Origin of the sequence: Aromatoleum aromaticum EbN1 (genome assembly GCF_000025965.1) — a bacterium.
Taxonomy (GTDB): Bacteria; Pseudomonadota; Gammaproteobacteria; order Burkholderiales; family Rhodocyclaceae; genus Aromatoleum; species Aromatoleum aromaticum.
Map to the genome: position 1 here is coordinate 127,277 of NC_006824.1, position 24,350 is coordinate 151,626.

22 protein-coding genes and 8 pseudogenes are annotated in these 24,350 nt (G+C 63.1%); 9 read left to right on the forward strand and 21 right to left on the reverse strand.

The window, feature by feature from the left end; genetic code table 11:
* The first annotated feature begins 137 nt into the window (after positions 1 to 137).
* Both EBN1_RS22405 and EBN1_RS22410 read left to right on the forward strand, forming a co-directional pair.
* Complete coding sequence (locus EBN1_RS22405) at positions 138 to 1,838, forward strand: IS1634-like element ISAzo6 family transposase (RefSeq protein WP_011237305.1); 1,701 nt, start codon at positions 138 to 140, stop codon at positions 1,836 to 1,838.
* A gap of 59 nt (positions 1,839 to 1,897) precedes the next feature.
* Positions 1,898 to 2,761 (forward strand): annotated as a pseudogene (locus EBN1_RS22410) (tyrosine-type recombinase/integrase); the annotation flags it as partial.
* Here the strand turns inward: EBN1_RS22410 and EBN1_RS22415 are convergent.
* From EBN1_RS22415 to EBN1_RS22435, 5 genes and pseudogenes are all read right to left on the reverse strand, one after another.
* A complete protein-coding gene (locus EBN1_RS22415) occupies positions 2,716 to 3,714 on the reverse strand; it encodes a site-specific integrase (RefSeq protein WP_011236106.1) in 999 nt (332 codons plus the stop codon). The pseudogene EBN1_RS22410 and the gene EBN1_RS22415 sit on opposite strands and share 46 nt — an antisense overlap.
* Positions 3,711 to 4,655, reverse strand: a complete 945-nt coding sequence (locus EBN1_RS22420; protein WP_011236107.1) for a tyrosine-type recombinase/integrase — start codon at positions 4,653 to 4,655, stop codon at positions 3,711 to 3,713. Before EBN1_RS22420 ends, EBN1_RS22415 begins: the two co-directional genes overlap by 4 nt.
* Positions 4,652 to 5,890 (reverse strand): site-specific integrase, encoded by a 1,239-nt coding sequence (locus EBN1_RS22425; RefSeq protein WP_011236108.1) that lies wholly within the window; start codon positions 5,888 to 5,890, stop codon positions 4,652 to 4,654. Before EBN1_RS22425 ends, EBN1_RS22420 begins: the two co-directional genes overlap by 4 nt.
* A gap of 48 nt (positions 5,891 to 5,938) precedes the next feature.
* Positions 5,939 to 6,823 (reverse strand): tyrosine-type recombinase/integrase, encoded by an 885-nt coding sequence (locus tag EBN1_RS22430; protein ID WP_011254998.1) that lies wholly within the window; start codon positions 6,821 to 6,823, stop codon positions 5,939 to 5,941.
* Positions 6,816 to 7,022, reverse strand: a pseudogene (locus tag EBN1_RS22435) (tyrosine-type recombinase/integrase); the annotation flags it as partial. The gene EBN1_RS22430 and the pseudogene EBN1_RS22435, both read right to left, overlap by 8 nt.
* Positions 7,023 to 7,044: 22 nt before the next feature.
* On the opposite strand from EBN1_RS22435, the pseudogene EBN1_RS22440 reads away from it, so the two are divergent.
* A pseudogene (locus tag EBN1_RS22440) lies at positions 7,045 to 7,260 on the forward strand (tyrosine-type recombinase/integrase); the annotation flags it as partial.
* A 595-nt stretch (positions 7,261 to 7,855) separates the two neighbouring features.
* On the opposite strand, the gene kfrB reads toward EBN1_RS22440, so the two are convergent.
* The 3 genes and pseudogenes from kfrB to EBN1_RS22455 all read right to left on the reverse strand — a co-directional run.
* Positions 7,856 to 8,203, reverse strand: a complete 348-nt coding sequence (gene kfrB / locus EBN1_RS22445) for an IncP plasmid survival protein KfrB (RefSeq protein WP_011254997.1) — start codon at positions 8,201 to 8,203, stop codon at positions 7,856 to 7,858.
* 126 nt (positions 8,204 to 8,329) lie between these two features.
* Complete coding sequence (locus EBN1_RS22450; protein ID WP_277813128.1) at positions 8,330 to 8,458, reverse strand: hypothetical protein; 129 nt, start codon at positions 8,456 to 8,458, stop codon at positions 8,330 to 8,332.
* A 151-nt stretch (positions 8,459 to 8,609) separates the two neighbouring features.
* A pseudogene (locus tag EBN1_RS22455) lies at positions 8,610 to 8,786 on the reverse strand (IS1595 family transposase); the annotation flags it as partial.
* Positions 8,787 to 8,871: 85 nt separating this feature from the next.
* Here EBN1_RS22455 and istA (EBN1_RS22460) point away from each other — a divergent pair.
* Positions 8,872 to 9,960, forward strand: coding sequence for an IS21-like element ISAzo17 family transposase (gene istA / locus EBN1_RS22460; RefSeq protein WP_011236050.1), 1,089 nt, complete (start codon positions 8,872 to 8,874; stop codon positions 9,958 to 9,960).
* A complete protein-coding gene (gene istB, locus EBN1_RS22465) occupies positions 9,957 to 10,736 on the forward strand; it encodes an IS21-like element ISAzo17 family helper ATPase IstB (RefSeq protein WP_011236051.1) in 780 nt (259 codons plus the stop codon). Before istA (EBN1_RS22460) ends, istB (EBN1_RS22465) begins: the two co-directional genes overlap by 4 nt.
* Before the next feature lie 144 nt (positions 10,737 to 10,880).
* Here the strand turns inward: istB (EBN1_RS22465) and EBN1_RS22470 are convergent.
* Positions 10,881 to 11,206, reverse strand: a pseudogene (locus EBN1_RS22470) (transposase); the annotation flags it as partial.
* A 71-nt stretch (positions 11,207 to 11,277) separates the two neighbouring features.
* Here EBN1_RS22470 and EBN1_RS22475 point away from each other — a divergent pair.
* Together EBN1_RS22475 and EBN1_RS22480 are read left to right on the forward strand one after the other, a co-directional pair.
* On the forward strand, positions 11,278 to 11,754 hold the full coding sequence (locus EBN1_RS22475; protein WP_011254995.1) for a LexA family protein: 477 nt from the start codon (positions 11,278 to 11,280) through the stop codon (positions 11,752 to 11,754).
* Positions 11,751 to 13,043, forward strand: a complete 1,293-nt coding sequence (locus EBN1_RS22480) for a Y-family DNA polymerase (protein WP_011254994.1) — start codon at positions 11,751 to 11,753, stop codon at positions 13,041 to 13,043. Before EBN1_RS22475 ends, EBN1_RS22480 begins: the two co-directional genes overlap by 4 nt.
* Positions 13,044 to 13,169: 126 nt before the next feature.
* Here EBN1_RS22480 and EBN1_RS22485 read toward each other — a convergent pair whose 3' ends face one another.
* The 3 genes from EBN1_RS22485 to EBN1_RS22495 are packed head-to-tail and all read right to left on the reverse strand — an operon-like array spanning position 13,170 to position 15,282.
* The gene (locus EBN1_RS22485) at positions 13,170 to 14,213 is read right to left on the reverse strand and encodes a transcriptional repressor gene korB (RefSeq protein WP_011254993.1); all 1,044 of its coding nucleotides are present in this window, start codon (positions 14,211 to 14,213) and stop codon (positions 13,170 to 13,172) included.
* The gene (locus EBN1_RS22490) at positions 14,213 to 14,980 is read right to left on the reverse strand and encodes a ParA family protein (protein WP_011254992.1); all 768 of its coding nucleotides are present in this window, start codon (positions 14,978 to 14,980) and stop codon (positions 14,213 to 14,215) included. The genes EBN1_RS22485 and EBN1_RS22490 overlap by 1 nt, the downstream gene beginning before the upstream one ends.
* Complete coding sequence (locus tag EBN1_RS22495) at positions 14,977 to 15,282, reverse strand: transcriptional regulator KorA (protein WP_041648054.1); 306 nt, start codon at positions 15,280 to 15,282, stop codon at positions 14,977 to 14,979. The genes EBN1_RS22490 and EBN1_RS22495 overlap by 4 nt, the downstream gene beginning before the upstream one ends.
* A 602-nt stretch (positions 15,283 to 15,884) precedes the next feature.
* Here EBN1_RS22495 and EBN1_RS22500 point away from each other — a divergent pair.
* Positions 15,885 to 16,010, forward strand: a pseudogene (locus EBN1_RS22500) (IS3 family transposase); the annotation flags it as partial.
* Positions 16,011 to 16,060: 50 nt separating this feature from the next.
* On the opposite strand, the gene EBN1_RS22505 reads toward EBN1_RS22500, so the two are convergent.
* The 9 genes and pseudogenes from EBN1_RS22505 to EBN1_RS22545 all read right to left on the reverse strand — a co-directional run bounded on the left by EBN1_RS22505 (position 16,061) and on the right by EBN1_RS22545 (position 23,468).
* Positions 16,061 to 17,020 (reverse strand): DNA-binding protein, encoded by a 960-nt coding sequence (locus EBN1_RS22505; protein ID WP_041648000.1) that lies wholly within the window; start codon positions 17,018 to 17,020, stop codon positions 16,061 to 16,063.
* A gap of 44 nt (positions 17,021 to 17,064) precedes the next feature.
* Positions 17,065 to 17,454, reverse strand: coding sequence for a hypothetical protein (locus EBN1_RS22510; RefSeq protein ID WP_041648002.1), 390 nt, complete (start codon positions 17,452 to 17,454; stop codon positions 17,065 to 17,067).
* Between the two features lie 74 nt (positions 17,455 to 17,528).
* Entirely contained in the window at positions 17,529 to 18,326 is a 798-nt protein-coding gene (gene istB, locus EBN1_RS22515; RefSeq protein WP_011236000.1) for an IS21-like element ISAZo16 family helper ATPase IstB, read from the reverse strand.
* Positions 18,323 to 19,819, reverse strand: coding sequence for an IS21-like element ISAZo16 family transposase (gene istA / locus EBN1_RS22520; RefSeq protein ID WP_011235999.1), 1,497 nt, complete (start codon positions 19,817 to 19,819; stop codon positions 18,323 to 18,325). Before istA (EBN1_RS22520) ends, istB (EBN1_RS22515) begins: the two co-directional genes overlap by 4 nt.
* Before the next feature lie 599 nt (positions 19,820 to 20,418).
* Positions 20,419 to 20,646: a hypothetical protein gene (locus tag EBN1_RS22525; RefSeq protein ID WP_157866795.1), complete on the reverse strand. Its 228-nt coding sequence runs from the start codon at positions 20,644 to 20,646 to the stop codon at positions 20,419 to 20,421.
* A 24-nt stretch (positions 20,647 to 20,670) separates the two neighbouring features.
* A pseudogene (locus EBN1_RS22530) lies at positions 20,671 to 21,411 on the reverse strand (IS630 family transposase); the annotation flags it as partial.
* Positions 21,412 to 21,555: 144 nt separating this feature from the next.
* Complete coding sequence (locus EBN1_RS22535; protein WP_011254986.1) at positions 21,556 to 22,068, reverse strand: hypothetical protein; 513 nt, start codon at positions 22,066 to 22,068, stop codon at positions 21,556 to 21,558.
* Positions 22,069 to 22,159: 91 nt separating this feature from the next.
* Positions 22,160 to 22,816 carry an RES family NAD+ phosphorylase gene (locus tag EBN1_RS22540; protein ID WP_011254985.1) on the reverse strand — a complete coding sequence of 219 codons (657 nt, stop codon included), beginning with the start codon at positions 22,814 to 22,816 and terminating at the stop codon, positions 22,160 to 22,162.
* Positions 22,809 to 23,468 (reverse strand): hypothetical protein, encoded by a 660-nt coding sequence (locus EBN1_RS22545; RefSeq protein WP_011254984.1) that lies wholly within the window; start codon positions 23,466 to 23,468, stop codon positions 22,809 to 22,811. Before EBN1_RS22545 ends, EBN1_RS22540 begins: the two co-directional genes overlap by 8 nt.
* Positions 23,469 to 23,671: 203 nt before the next feature.
* Here EBN1_RS22545 and EBN1_RS22550 point away from each other — a divergent pair.
* Positions 23,672 to 24,237 (forward strand): annotated as a pseudogene (locus tag EBN1_RS22550) (IS3 family transposase); the annotation flags it as partial.
* Positions 24,238 to 24,350: the final 113 nt, after the last annotated feature.

A 24,350-nucleotide genomic window follows, 5' to 3' on the forward strand; every position in this document is an offset into this window, starting at 1 on the left:
AAAAACGCCGTTTTTTGAAAACCCGCCTCAGCATTCATGCGGGTTTCAGCCCGATTTTTCCGAAACTCTTGTGGTGGCACGTTTGTAACAGCTACGACCTTGCTTGACGATGTATGCCGTGCTGCTAAAGTGGCGGCATGTTCGTCAAGATCACCACCTCCGGCGGCCGCCGCTACCTTCAGCTCGTCCAGTCCTATCGGGATGATGCCGGCCGGGTGAAGAAGCGTACCGTGGCAACGCTTGGTCGGCTCGACCAGGTCGGCGGTGAGCTGGATTCCGTGATCAACGGACTGCTCAGGGTCTCCGGCCGAGAACCCATGGGTGAGCGCCCTGCACCCCCTTCGGTCGCGTTCGAATCGGCCCGCGCACTGGGCGACGTCTGGGCGCTGACCGAGCTGTGGAAGGAGTTGGGCTTCGGGGCGCTGCGCCGGGTGTTTCGCCGTACGCGCCACACGACCGATGTCGAGGCGCTCATCCGCGTGATGGTGCTCAACCGCCTGTGCGATCCGGACTCCAAGCTCGGCGTGCTGCGCTGGCTCGAGACGGTCGCGCTGCCCGAGGTCGACGTCAAGGCGATCACGCATCAGCAATTGCTGCGCAGCATGGATGCGCTGATGGCTCACCAGGCGGCGGTCGATGCGGTGGTGACGGGACTCCTGCGCCCGCTCGTCGATCAGGACCTGTCGGTCGTCTTCTACGATCTCACCACGATCCGCGCCGAGGGGCTCACGAACGTGGCCGGCGACGTACGCGCCTTCGGCATGGCCAAAGAGGGGTTGATTGCCCGCCAGTTCATGCTTGGCGTGGTGCAGACGGCCGACGGGCTTCCGATCTATCACGAGGTGTTCGCGGGCAACGCGGCCGAGACGACGACGCTCCTGCCCACCCTCACGACGGTGCTCGAACGCTTCCCCGAAGTGCGCCGGCTTATCCTCGTGGCCGACCGCGGGTTGCTCAGCCTGGACAACCTCGAGGCGCTCGAGGCGGTGCGGCTCGCGAGCGGTGAGCCGCTCGAGTTCATCATCGCGGTGCCGGGGCGGCGCTATCACGAGTTCGCCGAGCTCCTCGGCCCCTTCCAGCGCACGCACTGCACGCAGGCGAGGGCCGAGGTGACCGGCGAACTCGCTTGGCAGGGGCTGCGGCTCATCGTCGCCCACGCTCCGGCGACAGCCGCGGTGCAGAGCACACGGCGCAACGGCGAGATCGCCGCGCTCATCGCGCAGGGCGAAGCCTGGGCCAGCAAGCTCGTCGAGCAAGACGGCGGGGTCAAGCACCGCGGCCGCAAACTCTCGGACAGCGGGGCCAAGGCGCGCTTCTACCACGCGGTGTGCGAGGCGCATCTGTCCAAAATCATCCGCGTCGACCTCAAGGCCGAGCTCTTCCGCTACGAAATCGACGAGACGGCCCGGCGGCTTGCCGAACTCATGGACGGCAAGCTCCTGCTCGTGACCAACACGAAGGATCTCGCCCCTGCCGACGTCGTCACGCGCTACAAGGCGCTCGCCGACATCGAGCGCGGCTTCAAGGTGCTCAAATCCGAGATCGAGATCGGGCCGGTCTATCACCGGTTGCCCGAACGCATCCGCGCACACGCCTCGATCTGCTTCATGGCGCTGATCCTGCACCGCATCATGCGCGCGCGGCTGCGTGCGGCGCACACCGGGCTCACCCCCGAGCGGGCGCTCGAGCAGCTGCATCGCATCCAGCACCACCGCGTCCGGCTCGGCGCCGCCGAACCTGTGACGGGGGTGTCTTCCATCAACGCACACCAGAACGAGGTCCTCAGTGCCCTGCGGGTGAAAAAACCGGTCGCGCCTGAGCAGCTGACGCTGTTGTAGGGGCACGTTTGAAAGTCGCCTCTAGCGAAATCAGATAGTTACGAGATTAACTGTCGAACTCCGGCTACCGGGATGCCTTCATGCTCTTCTTGGGCTTCGCTGAGGCGCGCCTTGGTCGGTCGCCGGCGCTGATCACGCTGGCCGACATCACGCCAGAACTGATCACGGCCTTCCTCGATCATCTGGAACGCGAGCGGCACAACAGCGTGCGCAGCCGCAATGCCCGTCTCGCGGCGCTGCGTTCATTCCTGAAGTTCGCCGCCCACCGCGACGTGTCATCGCTGCAGGTGATCGAACATGCGCTTGGCGTTCCGGCAAAGCGCTTCGAGCGCCCGATGCTTGGCTATCTGTCCCGGGAGGAAATGCTTGCGGTGATCGGAACGCCGGATGGAACATGGTTCAGCCAACGGGATCATGTGTTGCTGTTGTTGCTCTACAACACCGGCGCTCGGGTTTCCGAGATTGCCGGGGTCAAGGTCGGCGAGGTGGTGCTCGCCGATGGAGCCGCCTGCGTTCATTTGCACGGCAAGGGACGCAAGCAGAGCAGTGTGCCGCTGTGGCACTCGACCGTCAGGGCGATCCGGGTCTGGCTCCGGCGAAATCCGCAGTTTGATTCGGACTCGCCATTGCTGCCCAATCGCGACGGCCAATCGATGTCGCGATGGAACGTGATGCAGCGACTGGATCGCGCCGTCCAGGTTGCCGCGGAATCCTGCCCCGCCTTGGCGGCACGCCAGATCTCGCCGCACGTGATTCGCCACTATCTACCCTTCCTGACTATGTCGAGTGACCCAGAGGAGCTTTCACGATCGTTCGACAAATCGCGTGGTGCCTTGCGTGGTGCCTTACACATCACCCGACATAGTTTTTGTCTGCCCTACAGACTATTCAAGAAGTTCAGGAGCTGGTCTCCCGGTTTATAGCGCCCGGGCGTGCCGTGGGGTGGAGCTGTCTTCGCAAGGGCCTGCTCCTTCATTTCGAGGTTCGCATCGAGATAGATCTGCGTGGTCTCCACCGATTCGTGTCCGAGCCACAAGGCAATCACCGAACGATCAACGCCCGCTTGAAGCAGGTCCATGGCCATCGTGTGCCTCAAGCGGTGAACAGTGATTCGCTTCTGCGTCAACGAAGGGCACGCCTCCGAGGCCGCCAAGCGATGCTTGTTCAGCAAGTACTGCACGCCGTGGACGCTGAGACGCTCGCCCTTGGCGCTGGGGAAGAGCACGTCGCCCTCTCCGCGTTGCGGCTCGCGCAGCCAGGCTTTCAACACGGTGAGCGTGGACTTGGCCAGCGGCGTACAGCGTTCCTTGCGACCCTTGCCCACCACGCGCACGTGAGCGCCGGCCCCGAGGATGAGGTCGTCGCGTTTGAGCCCGGTCATTTCAGACAAACGTAGCCCTGTCTGCACCGCCACCAGCAAAAAGGCGTGATCGCGCCGGCCAGACCACGTGTGCTGATCCGGAGCCGCCAGCAAGGCATCGACTTCGGCACGTGCGAGAAACGAGACCAAGTTGCGCGTGAAGCGCTTGCTGGGGATGGCGAGCACCCGCTGGATCTGCGCGGAATGCTCGGGGGCCTCGAATGCCACGTAACGAAAGAAGGAGTGGATCGCAGTGAGGCGCAGATTACGGCTACGGATGCTCACCCGTCTGCACTTCTCCAAGTCATCGAGAAACGCCACGATCAATGGGGCATCGATCTCCTCCAGGCTCAGCCGTGACGGTGACTTATGCAGCCGTTGCTGAACGAATTTCAGAAATTGACGAAAGGTATCGCGATAGGAGCTGATCGTGTGCGGACTCGCTTGGCGTTGCTGCATCAGGCGCTGGGTAAAGAAACGCTCCAACAGCGCAGCAAAGCTGGCAGGGGTGATCATGGCCGATCCTCCCAGCGCCGCTCGAGCCGGCGCATCGCCTCGCGCATCAGTTCCGGAGAACTGCTCAAGTACCACTGCGTATCCTCGACGTGGACATGGCCGAGGTAGGCGGACAGGATCGGCAGCTGACGCTGCGGATCTTGATCACATTGGTACCAGCGCACGAGGGTATTTGTCGCAAATGCGTGCCTCATGTCGTGCAGGCGTGGTCCGTGACTGTCCGATACCCCGCGTAATCCAATCTGCCGCGACAAGGCGTAGAAAGTTCGGTGAATATCGCCGCCGTCCAAACGATTGCCCGAGCTGGATACGAACAGGTAGGAGGACACCGGCCGTGCCTCCCAATGACGGTTGCGTCGCGCGATGTAGTCGGCAAGTACTTCGCAGGTGGAGCCATGCAAAGGTACGAGTCGAGACTTGCCGAACTTGGCACCGCGAATCGTCAACGCCGCCGCCTCGAGATCCACGTCCTGAAGCTGGAGGTTGCGGGCTTCGCCCAGGCGCAGGCCCGAGACGCTCAGTAACCCGAAAAGGGCATGGAAGGTCCACGGGCGCAGCGCACCGCGTTCATAACGGCACGGCATCGTGAGCGCCGCGCCCAGCAAGCGCCGAATCTCCTCATCCGAGTACAGGTACGGGCGCGCTCGCTTGGGTTGAAACGGCAACAAGCCCGGCGGCGGAATCTGCGTGCGTGGGTCCGTGGCACTGTGATGGCGAGCAAATCCGCGTACGAAACTCAGTCGCTGCGCCCAGTGCGCCGGTTGGACGTTTGAAGGTTGTTGCGCCCAGGCGAGCGCCAACTCATGCGTTACATAGTCGGCGCGGCGCCGCTCCATGAACGTGACGAAGTCATGTAACGCCTTGCCCGCCTCGCGCAGCTTGAACCCCAGAGCGCGCCGCAGACTCAGGTACTCTTGAACGGCCTGTCGCAGCGTGTTCATCGCGCACCTCCGGGCCACGGCAGAGCCAGGGTGCGCAATGCCTCGAGGTCGACCTTGGTGTAGATCTTCGTGGTCTGTGGATGGCGGTGACCCAGCAGCTCGCCGATCTCGCCCAGCGAGGCGCCCTGGCGCAACATCTCGGTGGCCAATCCGTGGCGAAACTGATGCGCCCCCCTCGTAGGGGCGTGGATGCCGGCGCGCTCGATCGCGTGCCGGACCAGGGAGCACACACCGCACGCTCCCTGGAAACCGCGGTTCGGCGCTCTGGTACGCAAGAATACGCGACGGCTGGCGCTACGCGGGCGCCCCGAGTGCAGGTAGGCGACGATCGCTTCGCCGACCTCGACCGGCAAGGGAAACTCGTTTCGCTGGCCACCTTTGCCGCGTACATGCAATTGTCCTGCGTTCCAGTCGATGTCATCGAGTTCGAGAAATGCCACTTCGCCCGAACGCAAGCCCAGTCGTGCGAGCAGCAGCAAGATGGCATAGTCACGGCGCCCTGTCGGCTGATCCCGATCGATGCTGCCCAGCAACTGACGGACTTCTTCGGCTGCGATCGCCCGCGGGATCGACGTCATCGACCAGTTCGCCACGACCGGTACGGCGGCGGCCAGATCCCGGGTGACGTCGCCACGATAACGCGCATAGCGCAGGAAGGAGCGCAGCGCGGTGGTCATGAGCTTCGCGCGCTTCAGATGCAGGCGCGGAACTTGGCCCTGCACAAATCTCACGACATCGCTGGCATTCAGGCGCGAGAGCGTGGCGCCTTCCTCGCCAAATTGTTGCTTGAGAAACTCCCGGACGAACGGCACGTAGTTGATGATCGTTGCTGTGGCTAAACCACGTGCTTCGCACAAATACTGCGCATAGTCTTGGACACAGTGCTCAACTGCGGTCAGTCGGGTGGGCTCGACCTTCTCCTGCGGAATCACGCCCTCACGGCGCAGAAAGGTAATGAGGTGTTGAAGCACCGCCGTATCACCGCGACCAGGTCGCAGATACCGGGCGCGATCACGTAAATACTCGACGGCGTGCGCACTGCAGATGCTGTCCACCTGGATTCCGCTTTGTCCAAGCCATCGACTAAAACCTGCAGCGATCCGAACGTGCCGCCTCAGCGAAAAAACGCTGTACCCCTGTTCGCCCACGAAGTTCGCAAATGACGCAAGGTGTGCCGCCAGCGGCCCTTCAGGCGGCCGCGATAGAACGACTTGCTCATGGATGAAGTAGGTCATGATCGACTCCTCTCCCCGAATTACGGGGGGTGCTGAGAGGAGTCCAGATTATCTTTCTCTAAGCTGCTGCAAGTACTTGAAACTTCGGGATCTAGCGGCACAACGAGACATAGTCAGGAAGGGTAGATAGTGGCGAATCACGTGCGGCGAGACGTGGCGCTTCGCCAGATCCGGATAGGGCTGGGTTGCGGTATGTACAGCCAACGCCAGCCGGAGGGCGACGTTGGTGCGCGTCATCGCATGCCAGTTGCGGTTGGGCAACAACGGTGATTCTGGCTCGAGCTGAGGGTTCTGCTTCAGCCAAGCTCGGACGGCCTTGACTGTCGAGCGCCACAGCGGAACGCTGCGCTGCTTGCGGCCCTTGCCATGCAGATGAACGCAAGCGGCACGCTCTTCCAGTACCACGTCGCCGACCTTGACCCCGGTGATTTCGGACACACGCGCGCCGGTGTTGTAGAGCATCAGGAAGAGCACGTGGTCACGCTGACCGATCCAGGTTTTATCGGGCGCGTCGATCACGGCCAGCATCTCCTCGCGGGACAGATAGCCGAACATCGGGCGCTCGAAACGCTTCGCGGGTATGCCGAGTCCGCGTTCGACCACCTGCAGCGACGACACATCCCGGCGGCCGGCGAACTTGAGGAATGACCGCAACGCAGCCAGGCGCGCGTTACGACTGCGCACGCAGTTGTGACGCTGCTGTTCAAGATGATTGAGGAATGCCGTGATCAGCTCCGGTGTCATGTCTGCGAGCGCGATCGCGGCCGACGATTTGCCCAGCCGGGACTGAGCGAACTCGAGGAACAGCACAAAGGCGTCGCGGTACGCGGCGATGGTCTGCGGGCTGAGTGCGCGCTGTTGGGTCAGGTACTCGGCGAAGTAGGCCTGCACGAGCGTGGCGAATGACGGCGGCGTCTTGGCGGGCTTACTCATCGTCGCCTCCCGCCAAATCCACGAAGCGCTCGAACTTGCCACCGGCCAGGGCCATCAGTTCAGGGACCGACGAGAGATACCAGTAGGTGTGGGAGATCTTGGTATGCCCCAGGTAGGTCGACAGGGCCAGCATCATCTGGTCGATGTCGGTGCCTTCACGATGCCAACGCACCAAGCGTCTGACGGCAAAGGTATGCCTCCTATGTCGCTGAAGAGATAGGCGACACACGACGGCAATGCACCTGCTGCAGGCCGGCGTCGACATCACCGTCATTGCGCTTTGGCTCGGCCATGAGAGTCCGGCAACTACGCACCAATACGTCGAGGCCGATCTGGCGATGAAGGAGCGGGCGCTGGCCCGGCTTCACGAGCCAGAGGCCAAGCTCCGGCGCTATCGGGCGCCCGACTCGCTGATCGACTTCCTGCGGACGCTCTGATTATGTAGAGCTCGAAATCGGCGCCTGCCGCTCCAGACGGGCGGTTGGCGCACGACGCCGGTCCTGGCTCCACATAATCGAGGCATCCACATAATCGGCCTTTATGTTGAGCTCCACATAAGGCCGAGTTGCTGTCCGTGGCAAAATTGCTGGGATGACAGCTCATCGGTTACCTGCCATTGAATTTATGGCAGTCCCGGAAGGCCTGAATGGTTCGGAATTAGCGCCGGACTTGGGGATACTCAACCTTTTCCCGCTGGACGACACCCAGCTCGACATCAAGCGCCGAGCCGACCCGTAAGGACTTCCGCCATCGCCATGGGGGTCTTGTTGTTACCGGCCTCCTCGGCACCCAGGACGAATTAGCAACGGCCGGTCATCCCCCCAACGACGGTCTTAACCTGACTCGCGGTCAATAAACAGTCTACGATGTTCAACGTGACTTCGTGGTCGCCTGACTTTGCTGCCCAGTATCGGTTGGATCTTCAACGCGCCCAAGTCTCCGTTGCGGATGAACTTGGGAAAATTTCCCCACGGGGCGTGTTCGCCCATTCCCAACCCACTCACGTCGACCTCCTGTTTTAGCCGCTAAAAACTACCGAGAGCGCCCTCGACTGAGCTGGATCGTTTCGGCGGACATGCTGGCCTTGCCTTGCGCGTCGTAGCTGATGCTCCTAGCGCTCCCAATTTCCGGGGTTTTATCGAAATCTGAGCGATCGTGCATGACGTAGTTCTTGCCGACTTGCTGGTATACGCGTTCCTTGTCGGCATGAAGGATTACGCCGCGGTGGGTGGCGGCCTTGTCTGCTAGGCTCGCAAGATACAAGTTGTATATACCGGGCCTCAAAGCCCCGGCCTTATCGACCTTGTCGGTGTACCACTGGCCTTCTCGCTCGTTCTGAACGATCCGCGAACCATTCATCACAAGAAGTCTTTGTTTCACTAAGAGTCCCCTTTGAGTTAGGTCGACAATTCTATGATTTATCAGTCTTGTTAGCGAAAACGGTTAGCGACTGCATTCTCACCTGACTCGTGTACGGAAAACGGGTCAGAGTCGTCTATCTGATCGCTAGGACCAGTCGATGTGCGGGTCGCGTTCGACGAGGTCGACGCAAACCTTCCGATCGACGCTCTGGCCATCGCCAAGCTCAGTCGTTCCAGTGTCGAGGATCAGCGCGTTGGCGTCGAGTTGCCCCACCCGGGCGAAGGCCTGCTCAAGTATTGTCAGCGCCCCTTGCCATTGATCTCTTCCAGCAGTTCTGCGTTCTGCGCTTGGAGCATCTCGACCTGACCGGTGAGACGCGCGGTGCTTTCGCGCACCCCAGCGGCCTCCTTGGCGACCGCGTCGCGGTGGTCTTGCTCTTGCGCCCCGCGGTCGTAATGGGTAACTGCCGGTCGGTGATGGCCAAGTAGGTTTCATCGACTTCGACCAGCCCAGGCAGTTTTTCGCGCTCCGGGCGCACCATGGCTCGGCGAAAGCGGTGCAGCATCGTCCACGCCGTCTGGTAACTGCCTAGGCCAAGCACTGTCACTGCCGGATGTAAGTTGATACGGGCTGCCGATTGAAAGTTGATACACCGAGTTGAGAAGATCGGGCCATTTGGAGCCCGGGTGATCACAGACGAGGTGTATGTGGAAATCGAACTGTTGAGGCGTCACGGGTTGAGCCTTCGGCGGATCGCCGCCGAGGTGGGGTGTGCGGTGAACACGGTGCGTGCGCACCTGGCGTCGCCGGAGCTGCCACGCTACGCGCGCAAGGTCCAGCGGGTGACGAAGCTGGCGCCCTTCGAGGCGTACTTGCGCGAACGCCAGGCGGCGGCGCATCCGCACTGGATTCCGGCCTCGGTCCTGATGCGTGAGATCGTGGCGCAGGGCTATCAGGGTGGCGCCAGCCAGCTGCGCGCGTTCATGCACATGCTCAAGCCGGCGCAGCCATCGGAGCCGGTGGTGCGCTTCGAGACGGCGCCGGGCCACCAGATGCAGGTCGACTGGGTGGAGTTTCGCAAGGGCGCGCAGCCGCTGTACGCGTTCTGCGCCACGCTCGGCTACAGCCGCATGAGCTACGTCGAGTTTGTCACCGACATGAAGGTGACGACGCTGATCGGCTGCCACGAGCGCAGCTTCGCGGCGTTCGGGGGCGTGGTGCGCCAGGTGCTGTACGACAACATGAAGACCGTGGTGCTCGAGCGCGATGTCGACGGCGAAGGCGCGCACCGCTACCACGCCGGCTTTCTGGACTACGCCCGTCACGCCGGGTTCGTGATCAAGCTGTGCCGCCCCTATCGGGCACGGACCAAGGGCAAGGTGGAGCGCTTCAACGGCTATCTGCGGCGCTCGTTCTACGTGCCGCTGGTGGCGCAGTTCAAGCAGGCCGGTCTGGTGCTCGACGCCGCCACGGCCACGGTGCAGGTGCGCCGCTGGCTCGACGAAGTCGCCAACGTGCGCGTGCATGGCACCACCGGCGAGCAACCGGTAGCGCGGCTGGCGGCCGAACGGGCTGCGCTGCAGGCGCTGGCACCGCCGTGGCGGGGCGACATCGAGGGCGCCCGGCCGCAGGCTGAGGCGGCACACGACGAGGGCCCCGTGCGCCCGCCCGCCGTGCGTGCGCACCTCGAAACGGCGCAACCCGCCCAGCATCCGCTGGCCGTCTACGACGCGTTGCTGCAGACGCTGCAACAGGCGCAGGAGATCGGCGCATGAACCTGCAATACGAACGGATCCAGGCGCTGTGCCAGACGCTGAGCCTGCCGCTCACCGCCCAAGGCTATGCCGCAGCGGCCCAGCAGGCGGCCACCGATCAACTGGCCTACAGCGACTTCCTCGAACAGTTGCTGCGGGCCGAGGCGGCCGGTCGTCAGAGCCGCAAGCAAAGCATGCTCACGCGCCTGGCGGGCTTCCCCGCGATCAAGACGCTGGAGGATTTCGACTATGGCTTTGCCAGCGGGCTCAAGCGCAGCCAGATCGAGGAGTTGGCCAGCCTCGCCTTCGTCGAGCGTGCCGAGAACGTTGTGCTGGTGGGCCCCAGCGGGGTGGGCAAGACCCATCTGGCCATCGCGCTGGGCTACCGCGCCACGCAGGCCGGCATCAAGACGCGCTTCACCACCGCCGCCGACCTGCTGCTGACGCTGGTCCTGGCGCATGAGCGCAACCAGCTCAAGAACGTGATGCAGCGGGCGATCAACGCCTACCGGCTGTTGATCGTCGACGAGATCGGCTACCTGCCGATGACGCGCGAGCAGGCCAACCTGTTCTTCCAGGTGATCGCGGCGCGCTACGAGCGGGGCAGCCTGATCGTGACCAGCAATCTGTCGTTCGGGCAGTGGGACAGCACCTTCGCCCAGGATGCGACGCTCACGGCGGCGCTACTGGATCGGCTGCTGCATCACGCGCACATCGTGCCGATCAGCGGCGAGAGCTACCGGCTGAAACACCAGCGCAAGGCCGGGATGGTGCAAGCGCTGGCGGTCGCCGGCTGAGGGCCGCGCGACGGAGCGCCCCTGCGGTCGGGCCTTCGGCCCTCCCTTCGGGGCGCTCCGTCGCACATGTCAATGGGATAGAGGTGTATCAGTTTTAAATCGGCAACCGCCGGGAAAGCGTGTCAGTTTTAAATCGGCATTGACAAGCACCCGCTGCAAGCCGAGGGCACTCACGCCCAGCTTCTGGTTGGTTGCATCCCAAGCCCCCGCCAACCATACGCGCAACGGCGTGCGCGTCTTCTCGAAGATCGTCTCGGTCGTGACCGACGTCTGATGCCGGCAACTGCGGCACATCAAGCGCCCCGGCTGGCGCGGTACGGCGGCTCGACCACCCCACACGCCGGACAGGTGAAATCGTGCCGCCAGCGAAGCCGCTCGACAAAGGCCATGCAGGCCTCCTCCGTCGGGAACCAGTCCAAGAACTCGTTCCACGTTCGGGGGTAGTCCCTCCCTGCAACCGGAGCTATCATATATAAATATACAGTAGCCCGGGGTCGGTGGAGCTAAATGGATACCCCATATAAAGTTACAGCTAAAGGCAATGATTATGACCCTGCTCACTCCCCTTTCGGACTTGTCCCCTGCCGCGGTTGCCGGTCTCCGCTATCCGTCGCCGACCCGGGGGTGCCTGGCAATCCCGCTTGGGCTCGCTCCCGTATCGGCTGGCTTCCCATCGCCGGCCGAGGACTATGAAGACAAAAAGCTCGACATCAACGATTACTTGGTGCGCAACCCGGTCTCGACTTTCTACTTCCCCGTCAAGGGCGACTCCATGCAGGGAGCGCAGGTCTTCGACGGCGACATTCTGGTGGTCGACCGCAGCGTTATGCCGGCTCACGGGCATGTCGTCATCGCCTTCGTGAATGGCGAACGCTTGGTGAAGCGCTTTCACCGTCGCGGCGACCGGATCGCACTCCTGGCGGAAAACCCCGGCTATCCGCCACTCGAATTGACCGAAGGCAGCGAGCTGGTGATCTGGGGCGTGGTGATCGGCAAGTTCAGCCGAATCCCCACATGAGTTCACCGCCCCCGGTTTTCGCGCTGGTCGACTGCAACAACTTCTACGCCAGCTGCGAAAAACTCTTCGACCCTCGGCTCGCCGGCCGGGCGGTCGTGGTGCTGTCGAACAACGACGGCTGCGTGGTCGCCCGCTCGGCCGAGGCGAAGGTCCTCGGAGTCCCGATGGGCGCGCCCTGGTTCAAACTCGCCGGGCTCGCCCAGCGGCACGGAATCATCGCCCTGTCCTCGAACTACGCGCTGTACGCGGACATGAGCAACCGTGTGATCGAGGTTCTGGCCAGCTTCACGCCGCGGCTCGAGGTCTACAGCATCGACGAGTGCTTTCTCGATTTAGCGGGGTTTGCTCAGCTCGACCTCGTGGAGTACAGCTACCGGATCCGCGACCGCGTCAGCCAATGGCTCGGGCTGCCGGTATGCATCGGGATCGCCCCGACGAAAACCCTCGCCAAGCTCGCCAATCATCTTGCCAAGAAGCGCCTGCAGTACGCTGGCGTCTGCGACCTGCGCACAATCCAGCCAGCGCAACGGGCGGCCCTATTCGCTGAAATCGGTGTCGGCGAGGTGTGGGGCGTCGGTGGCCGGCTGCAGGACCGCTTGGCCACGATGGCGATCCGCACCGTTGAAGACCTGCGTCGGGCCAACCCCGAATTAATCCGGCGCCGCTTCTCGGTCGCCCTCGAACGCACGGTGCGCGAGCTCAATGACATGTCCTGCCTCGAACTCGAAGAGGTCGCCCCGCCCAGGCAGCAGATCATTGCCAGCCGCTCGTTCGGCAACGCCGTCTTCCTCTTGGAAGAGCTGCGGGAAGCGGTCGCAAGCCACATCAGCCGGGCAGCGGAGAAGCTGCGCGCGCGAGGATCCGAGGTAGGGGCGCTGACGGTGATGATCTGCACCAATCCGTTCAAGCCCCAAGATCCGCAATACCAGCGCGCGGTCACGGTTCCGCTGAGCGACCCGACCAGCGACACCCGCAAGCTGATCGCAATCGCGCTGCGGGTGCTCGACGGTCTCTACCGGTCAGGCTTCGCATACCACAAAGCTGGAATCATGCTCGCCGAGCTCATGCCGGCCGGAAAACGGCAACAGAGCCTGTTCGACGAGCTGGCGAGCGATACGCGCGCACAAGCCGTCATGGTGGCAATGGATGCGATCAACCACCGATGGGGCCGCAGCACGCTGAAATCCTCCGTCATCGGCACCCGGCAAGGCTGGAAGATGCGCCAGGAACGGCGGACACCGGACTATACGACGTCCTGGAGCGATTTACCGGTGGTGGTGGCACGCTGACCGGCAGTCAGCCTTCGAGCCAGGGGGTCCGTCGGGATGAAGAAGTGTTCACGCTTGAGGGGCCGGCGTTGGAATTGACCAACAGACGGAGCCAGCCCGCCTTGCATCGGAGCTGCGTCCCTCCCGTCAGCCCTCGATCAGCGCAACGAGTTTCACCTGGATCAAGTCGGCCTCGAACTCCATTCCGTCATCCTCATACTTCAACCAGGCCCAGCCCTCGGTCGGCGGGCGCTTGTTGAGGATCAGCCGGGCAGGGCGGCCATTGTGCTTGACCTGGATGATCACCTTCTTGAGCTTGTCCGAGTCGGCCTCCTTCTTCTCCTTCTTGGAATCCGACCCTTCCGACCCTTGCTCGCCTTCCTCAGCAGCGGCGTCAGTCTCGCTGCTCGTGGCGTCCGCCGTATTCGGATTGAACTCGTCCTCGTCACCATGCCGGCGCTTGTCCTCCAAGAACTCGCGCAGCAGCTTGACCGATCCCCGCGTCAGCTCCTGGCTGTCGTCGGCCAACCAGACGCCAACTTCTTGCGGGTTCTTCTTGAACGCCGTCACCAGTTCGTTGACCACGGTCACGTCGTTGGCCCGACCGGTGTTGAACGCCTTGGCGATCGGGTCGGGTAGATCGAGCAGCGTCACGTGCTGGGTCACGAATGCCGGGGACTTGCCGATCTCGCGGGCGATCTCGCTCTTCTTCTTGCCAGTCGCCAGCTCGCGGCCGATGAAATCCGCGATCTCGCGCGGGGTGAGCTCGTTGCGTTGGAGGTTCTCGATGACCTGGTCGGCGTGGTTGTAATCGTTGTCGATAAAGGCCGGAATGGTCGCTCTCTCGGCCCACTGAGATCCACGGTAGCGGCGCGCGCCGTGGTTGATGATGTAGCGCCCTTCAGCCTGCGGGTTCTCGCGCACCGAAATCGGCGACTTCACGCCCCGGTATTTGATCGTCTGCCCAATCTCTGCGATGCTTTCGCGCGAGAAGCCGGGGTTGTCTGCGGTGCGGGGCTGGTCTGGATCTTCATCGATCAGCTCCAAAGGCAATTCCAAGGGGCCAGCGCCGCGCGCAACCGACTCGGGCTCGTTCAGGAGGCCCGACAGGTCGCCAATGCTATCCAGGCCCAGCCCGGACGCCCGGGGCTGCTCGACGACCTTCTTCTTGGCGTTCTTAACGGCGGTCATTACGCAATCTCCATCTTCGTAAATACATAGTCGGCCACGTCGCGGACTTCCTTCGCCGCCTTGCGCGCTGCGGTTTTCTTGATCTTCCAGACAGGCACGCCGCTCGCCAAAGCATCGGCGATGCTGCTGCGAAGGCCGACGCTGGCCGGAATCATCAGTTGCGGATACGCCTTGTGTAGCTCGTCCAAGTGCCGCAAGTGCCGGGGGTTCCGGGCGTCCACCTTGCTCGGCATCATCCCGAGGAATTTCAGCTTGGTATTGACCTTGCGGACGTTCGCAATCGTCGTGACCATCCTCTTGATGCCCTGCATGCTGTACGCCTCCAGCTCGATGGGCGACAGCACATAGTCAGCCGCGAACAGCGCGGCCGCCATTCCGACGCCAAGGGAAGGAGCGGTATCCACCAGCACCACGTCAAAACCGCAATCGGCAAGCGCCGCCACGTTGGCCTTGAAACTCGCGCTCGCCTCGGATACGCCGCGCTTCTCCATGTCCGCCAAGCGGGCATCGGATGCGATCAGATGAATAGCTGGCCCGTCCACGCGGCCAGTGAACCACTGTCGCAGGCGGTCGACGTCTAGGTCGAACATCTGGCTCGCCAGATAGCCACTTTGGTGGCCCTGCAAAGTGAAGGACGCATTGGCTTGGGTGTCCAGGTCGATCACGGCAACCCGCAAGCCGCGCTCGAGGAAATCGAAAGCGACATGCACCACCGTCGAAGTCTTCCCGACGCCACCCTTTTGGTTTGCCGTGACCATCGTTTTCATGCTTTAGGTTCCTGTTTTTTCTTGGCGTCCTCGGCCCACTTCTTCACGATGAACGCCTGGTGCTCGGGTAGTACTGCCGTGACTCGCTCAAATCCATCCGGTATTGCCTTGGTTATGTGCGCCCCCCACACTCGTTCCACCGCTTGCCAGACTGCTCCCTTGGTCACGCCCAAGGCTGTCACGTACCCGGCCTGCTTCTTTCCCTCGACCAGCACACCCCACGCGATTTCGCGGGTCTGCTTCCCTATTTCGAGGCCCTTAATGGCCTCTAGAAACTGCGCTTCGGTTAACCTCTTCTTCATGATGATGGACTGCACTCATAACACTCCGCCCTGATGATTGAAATCAGCGGCACCAACCGCCAATCATGCGCTAAAGTTTAGCTATACTTATTCAGCATGTCAATATTTTAGCGGCTAAAATTCCTCCGCAAGCGCTCCGTCAGAGCAGTCGTTTCCGCCCTAACGCGACCCCAGTGGACTTTCTGTCAACCCCGTCCCTACAGACCGTCCGCATACCGGTTGTGCCGTTGATCATGCGTTCATCGTCATTCCTGGCGTGATCGGTTCTCGACTGCGGGCCTTTGGACAAGGGCAGAACAGACTTTCTTTCCCCAATCGAGCTTGTTCGACGCTGTGCGCCGGAGCCTGCGACTACCCGCTCCGGCTGGTCTCAATGACTCATCGGTGCGGACGAGGCATGGAGATCAGTCGCGCCACCCTTGGGTGTCAGCCAGGGAGGCTCTCAATCGGTCGGCCTGACCTGCTCCCTGCGCTTCTCGGGTCCGTTTTCCTCTTGCGAACACGCGCCTGGCCTGCGAGCTGTCGTCATGACTTTTGATTTGCTGGCCGAACCCAGGTGCTCGGTCGGTCGCCGTCCACAGGCGGACCTGCCGCGCTATTTTCAGGCTTGGCAGGAGATCGCCGAGTACACCGAAATCTTCTACGATTGTTAGCGAAAGCAGGCCCGACTGGGCTACCTGTCACCTGCTTCCTTCCGGCAGCAGTACTACATACAGATGGTGGCTTGAACGCTTGAACTCCACGCTTGCCGACCCACCTCAGTCGAGGATCAGGAGACTCATGGCGCGTCTCCGCGGGCGCCGGGCGGCGTGGTCGGTGATGCGACATGCTTCTCTCGATGCCGTTGTACCTTAGCCAAGATCTTCTTCACCGCGGCCAGTTCCTCCTGGGCGACCTCCGCGCGTCCCTGCCAACGTGCTGCCTCATCCCGGGCCGTGTAGGCCTGCTTCCGATAAGACTCCGCCGCCACTTTCTGTCCCTCGAGCTGCTCCCGCAAAGGCTCCGCCTGCAGCTTATGCGCCTGGCGCAGGTCGTCGGTCTGCTGCATGAAGTGCCTGCGGTCGGCCTCGGCCTGGCTATGCACCTGGGTAAGTTCTGCTCCATGGCGCTCTCGCTCCTGGCGCATGGACTCATCGTGTTGATGCCGTACAGCCTGGAGCACCTCGTCGTGGCGGGTGCGCTCGGACTCGAGTGTCGTCATCGCCCTTGCCAAGTCTTCCCGCAATGCCGTTATCTGATGGTCGCGGGCGGCGAGGGCGGCCTGCTGCTCCCGAAGGCGTGTCTCCAGTTCGGCCAAGCTGTGTTCTCGAGCCTGTAGCGTTGCCTTTGCCTCCTTGAGTTCTCCATTCAGGAGGAGGTTCTCGCGTTCGACCGCTGCCACCTTCTCATCTGCAGCTTCGAGTCGCACCTGCCACTCAGCCTCTTTCATTGCCAGCTCGCCGAGCTTCCGCTGGTAGCTTTCCTCGGCCCGGGCCAGGGCCAGCTTCCAGACGGTTTCCACCAAGTTGTCGGATGCGGCTACCAGTTCTTCTGGAAGGGCAGTGTTTTCGCGCTTTGCTGTGATGGTCGCGGCGGTCTCCTGGCGCCAGCGCCGGATCATGTCGCTGACTACCTGCTGCCCACCTCGACTGCCGATGGCGGAATAGACCTTTGCAAAGGACACGGTTTCGCCCGCTCGGAACAGTTCCGTGCACGCCTTCTCAACCTGGTCGTACTGGACTTCAGTGATGCGGACCATTCTCGGTTTCCTGTTCGATCTGTACTTCAAGTTCCCGGGCAGCCTCAATCTCCCCCATCTCGCGGTACGCCGCGGGCCCACGGCAACTGCTGCGCGCGGGTGGGTCTTGAATCTTGCCAGGAGCGCGTCGCCTCCTGGGTCTGAACGCCAAGCTGAAGGCCGTGCCCATGCTTCAGCAGCCGGTCCATATCGTCCTGGGCAAGGAACGCGGGGGCAGCGGTTGCCGGCGAGCAGTCGAAGTGCTGGCGAATACGCGCTGCATACGCGAGGTCGCCAGCAGACTCCATGTACTCCGCCAACTCCTGACCAGGCGTCGCGTAGTGCGCCACGAGCAACGACGCCAAGTCCGGATGACCGAGCTTGTAGGCCTCCAGTGCAATGCTGGCCAGCATCGAGGCATACCTATTGGTAACGACCCATGCAGCCTCGGCCATGGCCTGCCCGGCGTCAATTACCGTGGCCTGTCGACGTCAATTATCCTGGCCGGTGGAAGCGAGGCATGAGGGGTTCAGCCTTTCGGTTTCGAGGTTGTGGGTTTGCGTTGCTCAGAAGGGGCGAGCCCCTTCTGAGCAACGCGGCGGCGGAAGCTCTCGACGTTCATCTCGAAGATCGTGGCGTGATGTACAAGACGATCGACTGCGGCCAGCGTCATGGCCGGTTCGGCAAAGACGTGGTCCCAGCCGGAGAATGGCTGGTTGGCCGTGATGGCCAAACTCTTTCGCTCGTAGCGTTCGGCGATGAGTTCGAACAGCACCGAGGTCTCGCCCTGGTCGCGGCGGACATAGCTGAAGTCGTCACAGATCAGCAGATCGAAGCGGTCGAGCCTGGCCAGTTCGGCCGGCAGCCGCAGATCGCGCCGAGCCGCCTGCAACCGCTGCACCAGATCGCTCGTGCGGGTGAAGAGCACGCGGTATCCGCGTTCGACGAGCGCGTGGCCCAGGCCGGCGATCAAGTGTGTCTTGCCGACACCTGGCGGACCGAACAGCAGGATGTTGGCGCCTTGCTCGAGCCAGCTGTCGCCCTCGGCGAGCGCAGTGACGTGAGCCTTGGAGACCGTCGGCACGGCAGCGAAGTCGAACGCCGACAGCCGCTTGTCGGGCGGCAAGGCCGACTCGGCCCGATGGCGATCGATACGGCGCCGCTCGCGCTCATTCATTTCGTGCTCGCACAGTGCCGCCAGAAACCGCTCGGCAGGCCAACCCTCGCGGTTGGACTGCTCGGCCAGGGCCGGCCACAGACGCTTGATGGTGGGCAAGCGCAGTTCGGTGAGCATCATCGGCAGCGTGGCGGCCTCGAGCGCGCTCATGCCGCCACCGCGAACAAGTCGTCGTAGGCCGACAGCGTCGGCAACGACACGGTGACCACCGGCATCGGTGTCTCGCGCGGTGCGAAGCGCTCCGCCAGCGTGTCCAGATCGGGCACGGCGTCCGCCTGCAGCACCTCGCCGAGCACCTGTGCCAGTTGCGCTTCACAGGCACCGCGTGCGGCCAGATCGAGCAGGCCGACCATGAGCTTGCACGCCTGGCGCTCGGGTAGTTTCTCGACGAGCCGCTCCCAGGTCTGCCGGTACTCTGTGCGGGGGAACATCTCGTCGCGCAGCGCCCAGCGGGCGAAGGCGCCGGGCTTGCGCTTGAGCGCGGGCAACAGGTGGCGGTAGTCGATCTGCTTGCCGCGTGGTTTTCCCGCCGGCACCGTCCCACGCACGCTCTCGAACACGGACACTCCGCCGAGCCAGCCTTCCAGGCGCTCCGGGTAGAGACGGAACTGGAGCCGGTGGCCGATCAGGCGCGAGGGCACGCTGTAGAGCACGCGCCGGATGCTGACCGTACCGAACTTGGTCACGCGTGCCTCGATCTCCTCGTACTCGCTGGTGCGGCGAATCGGCAGCGCCTTGAGTTGGCTGCGCTCCTCGGTCAGCTGCGTCTGGATGCGTCGGTTCAGCCGTGCAACGACATCGGCGACGACGCGTTGGTAGTCGGCGACCGTGGCAAAGTCGCGATGCCCGCGCAGCAGCAATGCCTGATCGAGCGCGCCCTTGAGACTGCCCTGGCGCGATTCGATCGCGCCGTTCTCGTGCGACTGCCCAAGATTGTTCCGCGTCGGACGCATGCCATAGTGCCGGCACAGGTCTGCATAGCGGCGCGTGAGCGTTTCCGCTTCGGCCAGGTTGTTGAAGGCGGCCGACAGGCTGTCGGTGCGGTGCTCTTCGGGCACGCCGCTCAGGGCCCACAAGGCATTCTGCAGCCCCTGCGCCAGCGCGGCGAAGCTCTCGCCGCCGCACACGAGCTCGGCATGGCGCCAGCCTGAGTAGGCGAGCGCGAACTGGTACAGGCGATGCTCGAAGTGCTCGCCGGCGATCGAGACATTCAGTTCGTTGCACACGGTGAAGTCGGACAGTGCCAGCCGCCCGGGCGGGTTGGACTGGGCGAAGAAGACCTCCTTCTCCTGACCATGCTCGGCCCGCCACAGGCGAATCCGCCGCTGCAGCGTGCGTAGCACGCCATCGCCGAACACCTCACCGTGCCGGCGCTGCAACTCCTCGAGCAGCGTACGGCCCTGCAGCCCCGGCTCGCGCTCGAGCAGCGGTACCAGCTCTTCCTCCCACACCCCCGCCAGCGGGTCGGCACGCGTTCGCCATGTCCTCGCTCCTTCTTGCGACGGCAGTCCGTCGGCCTGCTCGATGCGCCGTGCCGAGCGTACGCTGATGCCCATCCGGGCCGCGGCGATCTGCTGCGTCGCCTGCCTTCTTGCTTCCTTGTATTTGCGCACTTGTTCGTCCGTGATCTTCCTGCCGGGCACTGAGCGTCTCCCAACGTCTCTCGTCAGAAGAGCACTCTATCCCTCGCTTCCGGACCTTCCCGGCTACAGATCCAACCGGCCAAGATAGTTGTCGTCGACCGGCCAGGCTAATTGTCACCGACCAATGGCCCGGGTCTGCAGTTGGTCTGGCACCGGGGGCCTCGGCTGACGTAGCGGCACTCCCATCATCAAGACAGACACCTGGGCGACGAATAGCGGCGCGTACTTGCGTTCCCGCAACAGCGTAATGGGCTGATGACCATGCTCTTGCGCATCCCCGGCCCCCTTCGGCAGAAGGCTATGGGCCAAGAATTCGTTTTCTTCTCTTGCAACCTCGAGCCAGGCATGTAGCAGCAAGGCCTCGAGGTCGTCACCAGCCGCCTTCGGGGCGGCGTCATGGGATTACGGGGCATGTGGGCTCCAATACGATGGAAGCCTAGCAAATATACGTGCATACGTGTTGATACGCACGTATAGCGTTATATTTGTGTCGTTTTGTCTTAGTTTCTGGTCTTTATTCCCATTATGACCAGTTTCTTTTACCCTACGTTGGCGAACTCAAAACACCCTTCGAATAGCCCAAATGTTCCACGGAGAAATCAAGCTGATCGGCGCATGAAAGCCGCGCCGTTGCTGGACTCTGAGCCTTCCAGGTCGAAGTGTTTTTTCTTTCTTCGTTGTTCCACGCGCCCCCTGAAAAGGAGTTCGCATGCCCGCAACAGACGACAACCAGAAATTAGTAACTGATCGCCGGCCAACCGTTCATCGCCGGCGTCACCAGCTGGCCCGACGACCGTTTCGAGTACCGAATCTTCGGCGGCACTCATCTGCTGCAGATCTGCCTGGCTAACCTAGTGTGCTGAGTTAGAAATTCGCAGACAAAACCGTTCAATGTTGGCGAGAATTTCGTCGGCTGATTTGGTCCATGCGAATGGTCTTGGATCTTCGTTGTAGCGTGTGAGGTAATCGCGGATGACCTGCTCGAGCTGGCGAGTGGAGCGGTGCGTACCGCGGCGGCTCTGTTTCTCGGTGAGGGCGGCAAACCAGCGCTCGATCTGGTTGATCCAGGAGGCCGAGGTCCGGGTGAAATGGACGTGGAAGCGCGGATGACGGACAAACCAGTTCCTGATCTTGGGCGTCTTGTGCGTGCCGTAGTTGTCCATCACCAGAGGGATGTCGAGATCGGCCGGGACGTTGGCTTCGATGGTGCGCAGAAACGTCAGAAACTCGCCGCTGCGGTGGCATCGGTGCAACTCCCCGATGACTTCTCCCGTGGCGATATCGAGCGCAGCGAACAATGTCGTCGTGCCGTGGCGCATGTAGTCATGCGTGCGACGTTCGGGAAGCCCCGGCGCCAGCGGCAGGATCGGCTGGGTGCGGTCGAGCGCCTGGATCGGGCTCTTCTCATCGACGCACTACACCATCGCTTTGACCGGGGGATCCAGATACAGCCCGTCGATGTCGCGGACTTTGTCGACGAACAGTGGATTGGTCGAGAGCTTGAACGTTTCCTGCCGGTGCGGTTGCAGACCGAAGGCGCGCCAGATGCGGCTGACGGCGGTTTGCCACAGCCCGCTCTCGCGCGCCATGCTGCCACGCTTCGAGCTGCTCACGCTCGCCGTCGTTCAGCACGATCTATGCCTTCGGTCTGCCCATCACTTTCTCCCGCCGCCAATCTTATGGCATGCGAGACAAGCCGATGAGCCATTTATTCATGCAATTTACAACTCACCACGCTAGCTGAACAGATACAGCAGCCCGACGACGAGCGCCGCATAGAAGGCGAACTTAATCAGGACGCCAAGCACCTTCATCGCAAGGCCGAGCACCACGAGGGCGACATACACTGCAACCCCTCCGGCCGCGCCCCACAGCGCGCCTTTCACGCCCCAGGCAAACAGCACCGAGTCGGCCACGATGTTCAACCCGAAGACGGCGTATGCGACCATCAACAGCGCGCCCAGGACGGCGCAACCCTTGACGCAACCGGCGAGGCTCGGCGCTCCACCGCTGCCAGCGGCGGCGACGGCCGAAGGACCATAGGAGGCGGACCCTGGCGCAGGGCGCGTCAGCGATGCGGCGTACTTCAGCTGCTTCTCGAGGTGCTCCTGGCCTTCGCGCTCGGACTGTCGCCGCGCCGCTTCCTCGGCGCGCCGCTCCTCCTCGAGTCGCGCCCAGCGCCCCATCTTCGCTTCATAGGTGTGCTGCGCGCCGGTGGAGAAATACCCTTTGTTGAACTCGTCGCTCATCGCACACCTCCGCGCCGCGCGAGGGCGGCGGTCCTTCCTCAGACTCCTACTATAGAAGGGCGCGGGGCGCTTGCAACGACGCTTTTGGCGATCAGTCCTCCGCCACGACGAAACCCGCGCGCGCGGCCGCCTCGAGCAACATTTTCCAGCCCGCGGGCGTCTCGAAGCTCGTTTGCCGGTCGACGCCGAGCTCGCCGTCACGAACCCGATCGCCGAAAAACAGCACGCAATCGCTCTCGTCATGCTGGCGCGAGCGCCAGACAAGGCCGTCGATGTCGGCGAAGGCGGCGTGCAGGGCTTCGCCCCAGCGCGCAGTGCGCCCGTAATGGCTCGGACCGGGCTCGAGGAGCTGCGCGCGCAGCAGCGCGAGCTGTCGCAGGTTGTCGCCGCCCAGGCGCAGCAGCCGCAACGGACGGCGCGGGACGATTAGCGCGTAGGCATGGCGCAGCACGCGCTTTTTCGGCACCGCCGCGCGGCCCGGATAGCCCGCTGAAGGCTCGAGCCGAAAAAGCGTCTCGCACAGGGCGCCGACGAGCGTCGAGCCGCCGTAGAGCGTCGGTATCGACGCGCCGCCGAGGCGGGCGATCGGATGGAAGCGCCCCTTGCCTTTGCCGGGATTGAAGCTGCTCGCCCCGTGCTCGAGCTCGTGAATGTGGTACAGCGCCCGCCCGCGCAGCCAGAATTCGGGCTCGAGCGGAAGAGTTCGAAGCGCAGCCGCGTCGGGCGGCAGCGGGACGAGCTCAGCCATGGAACATGTCGTGTTCCTCGCGCGCCGCGGCAGCGACCCGATCACGTTTGGCGGGCCAAACGTCAAGCGGTGCGGCCCCGTCGAGCCAGTCGTTGGGAGTGATGAACCAGATCCCGAGCGACCACCCTTCGTAATCGGGGGCGAGGGCCTCGATGATTGAGCGCACCTCCGAATAAGGCCGGCTGGTGCCCGGGTCGAACTGGAAGGCCGGGAACAGCATAGCCTTGTCTCGTACGCCGAAAACCCGCTTTTCGGCGGACCAGCGCGAGGTGAGGGCGTGCCGGTTCTCGGCCGAGGACTTGGCGAACTCGGCGACTTTGGCGGCGCTCCACAGCTGCGTACGCTGGGCGAACTGCTCCCGCAGGACGAGGTTTGCGTCCAGGTGCGCTGCGAGCGCGGGCGAACGCTGCAACAGCGCCTCGGTGCGCTCCTTCAGGAGCGATTGCAGGCCGGGGTCGCGTGCGCCGCCGGGTGCTTGGCGATCGGCAGCTGCGTCGCCGGCCGGCGCCACGTAGTTCCTATTCTCGAACCCACGAACGACGATCCGTAGATCCTGCGTAAAGACGACCCGGCGCTTGCGAGGGCCGGCGGGCGACAGCGGCCGGTAGCGAGACTGAGCAACCAGTCGGCCGAGCTTGGGTTCGTTGGGCATGCGCCGCTCCGGTTGGTATATGAGTTCAATTATAGCAACCCTCCGCTAACGACGCTCACTTTCAGGAGGAGCGAAGGGACGAAAGTGGCGGGCGGCCGGGACTTGAGGTAGCCTGACGAAAATGGACACTCCCGGTTGGTAGACTTGCGGAACGGGAGCAGCAGATGCAAAGAAAATGTCAGCATTACACGCCGGAGTTTCCGCCGGGGGGGCGGTCGGTCGCGGAACTGGAGGCCGAAAACGCCCGGTTGCGCAAAGAGTTGGCGGAAGCCCGGATCGAGCGCGACGCAATAAAAAAGGCCGTCGCGTACTTTGCCAGGGAGTCGCTGCCCGGTACGCGTTCATGAAGCACTGGCGACTCCGCTTTCCAGTCAAGGTCATGAGCCGCGTGTTCGACGTCTCACGCAGCGGCTTTTACGCTTGGCTGAAACGGCCGCCGTCGTGCAAGCGCCAGTCGGACGAGCGGCTGAAAGTGGCGATCAACGTCGCCCACCCGCGCAGCCGCGAGACTTACGACGTACCTCGTCTGCAGCCGGAGCTGGCCGCGGGCGGCTTTGCTGCCGGCCGCGACCGCATCGCCCGCCTGTGGCGCGAGCTGGGCCTTCGCTGCCGACAAAAGCGCAAATTCAAGGCGACGACGAACTCGAATCACAGCTTGCCGGTGGCAGAGAACGTGCTCGGACAGACCTTTGCCCCGCGCGCACCGAATCAGGGGTGGGTCACCGATCTGACGTACCTCCCGACAGGCGAAGGCTGCCTGTACCCTGCCCTACCTCGCATGGACGCTCTCTATTGACCCTGCGGCCACAGAGCAAGCGGGCCCGTGGGCGACGCGATGCGTGCGTTCCCGGCTACCATTTAACGCCATGCCCGACTTTCCGG

Bases quoted from the DNA above. Each gene is read 5' to 3' on its own strand.
- istB (WP_011236000.1), bottom strand. From the start codon at position 18,326: ATGAGCGCGCTCGAGGCCGCCACGCTGCCGATGATGCTCACCGAACTG.
- EBN1_RS22485 (WP_011254993.1), bottom strand. From the start codon at position 14,213: ATGACCGCCGTTAAGAACGCCAAGAAGAAGGTCGTCGAGCAGCCCCGG.
- EBN1_RS22510 (WP_041648002.1), bottom strand. From the start codon at position 17,454: ATGGCCGAGGCTGCATGGGTCGTTACCAATAGGTATGCCTCGATGCTG.
- EBN1_RS22545 (WP_011254984.1), bottom strand. From the start codon at position 23,468: ATGCCCAACGAACCCAAGCTCGGCCGACTGGTTGCTCAGTCTCGCTAC.
- EBN1_RS22430 (WP_011254998.1), bottom strand. From the start codon at position 6,823: ATGAGTAAGCCCGCCAAGACGCCGCCGTCATTCGCCACGCTCGTGCAG.
- EBN1_RS22475 (WP_011254995.1), top strand. From the start codon at position 11,278: ATGATTATGACCCTGCTCACTCCCCTTTCGGACTTGTCCCCTGCCGCG.
- istB (WP_011236051.1), top strand. From the start codon at position 9,957: ATGAACCTGCAATACGAACGGATCCAGGCGCTGTGCCAGACGCTGAGC.
- EBN1_RS22540 (WP_011254985.1), bottom strand. From the start codon at position 22,816: ATGGCTGAGCTCGTCCCGCTGCCGCCCGACGCGGCTGCGCTTCGAACT.
- EBN1_RS22490 (WP_011254992.1), bottom strand. From the start codon at position 14,980: ATGAAAACGATGGTCACGGCAAACCAAAAGGGTGGCGTCGGGAAGACT.
- EBN1_RS22505 (WP_041648000.1), bottom strand. From the start codon at position 17,020: ATGGTCCGCATCACTGAAGTCCAGTACGACCAGGTTGAGAAGGCGTGC.
- EBN1_RS22415 (WP_011236106.1), bottom strand. From the start codon at position 3,714: ATGATCACCCCTGCCAGCTTTGCTGCGCTGTTGGAGCGTTTCTTTACC.
- EBN1_RS22405 (WP_011237305.1), top strand. From the start codon at position 138: ATGTTCGTCAAGATCACCACCTCCGGCGGCCGCCGCTACCTTCAGCTC.
- EBN1_RS22420 (WP_011236107.1), bottom strand. From the start codon at position 4,655: ATGAACACGCTGCGACAGGCCGTTCAAGAGTACCTGAGTCTGCGGCGC.
- EBN1_RS22495 (WP_041648054.1), bottom strand. From the start codon at position 15,282: ATGAAGAAGAGGTTAACCGAAGCGCAGTTTCTAGAGGCCATTAAGGGC.
- EBN1_RS22425 (WP_011236108.1), bottom strand. From the start codon at position 5,890: ATGACCTACTTCATCCATGAGCAAGTCGTTCTATCGCGGCCGCCTGAA.
- EBN1_RS22480 (WP_011254994.1), top strand. From the start codon at position 11,751: ATGAGTTCACCGCCCCCGGTTTTCGCGCTGGTCGACTGCAACAACTTC.
- EBN1_RS22525 (WP_157866795.1), bottom strand. From the start codon at position 20,646: ATGAGTGCCGCCGAAGATTCGGTACTCGAAACGGTCGTCGGGCCAGCT.
- EBN1_RS22535 (WP_011254986.1), bottom strand. From the start codon at position 22,068: ATGAGCGACGAGTTCAACAAAGGGTATTTCTCCACCGGCGCGCAGCAC.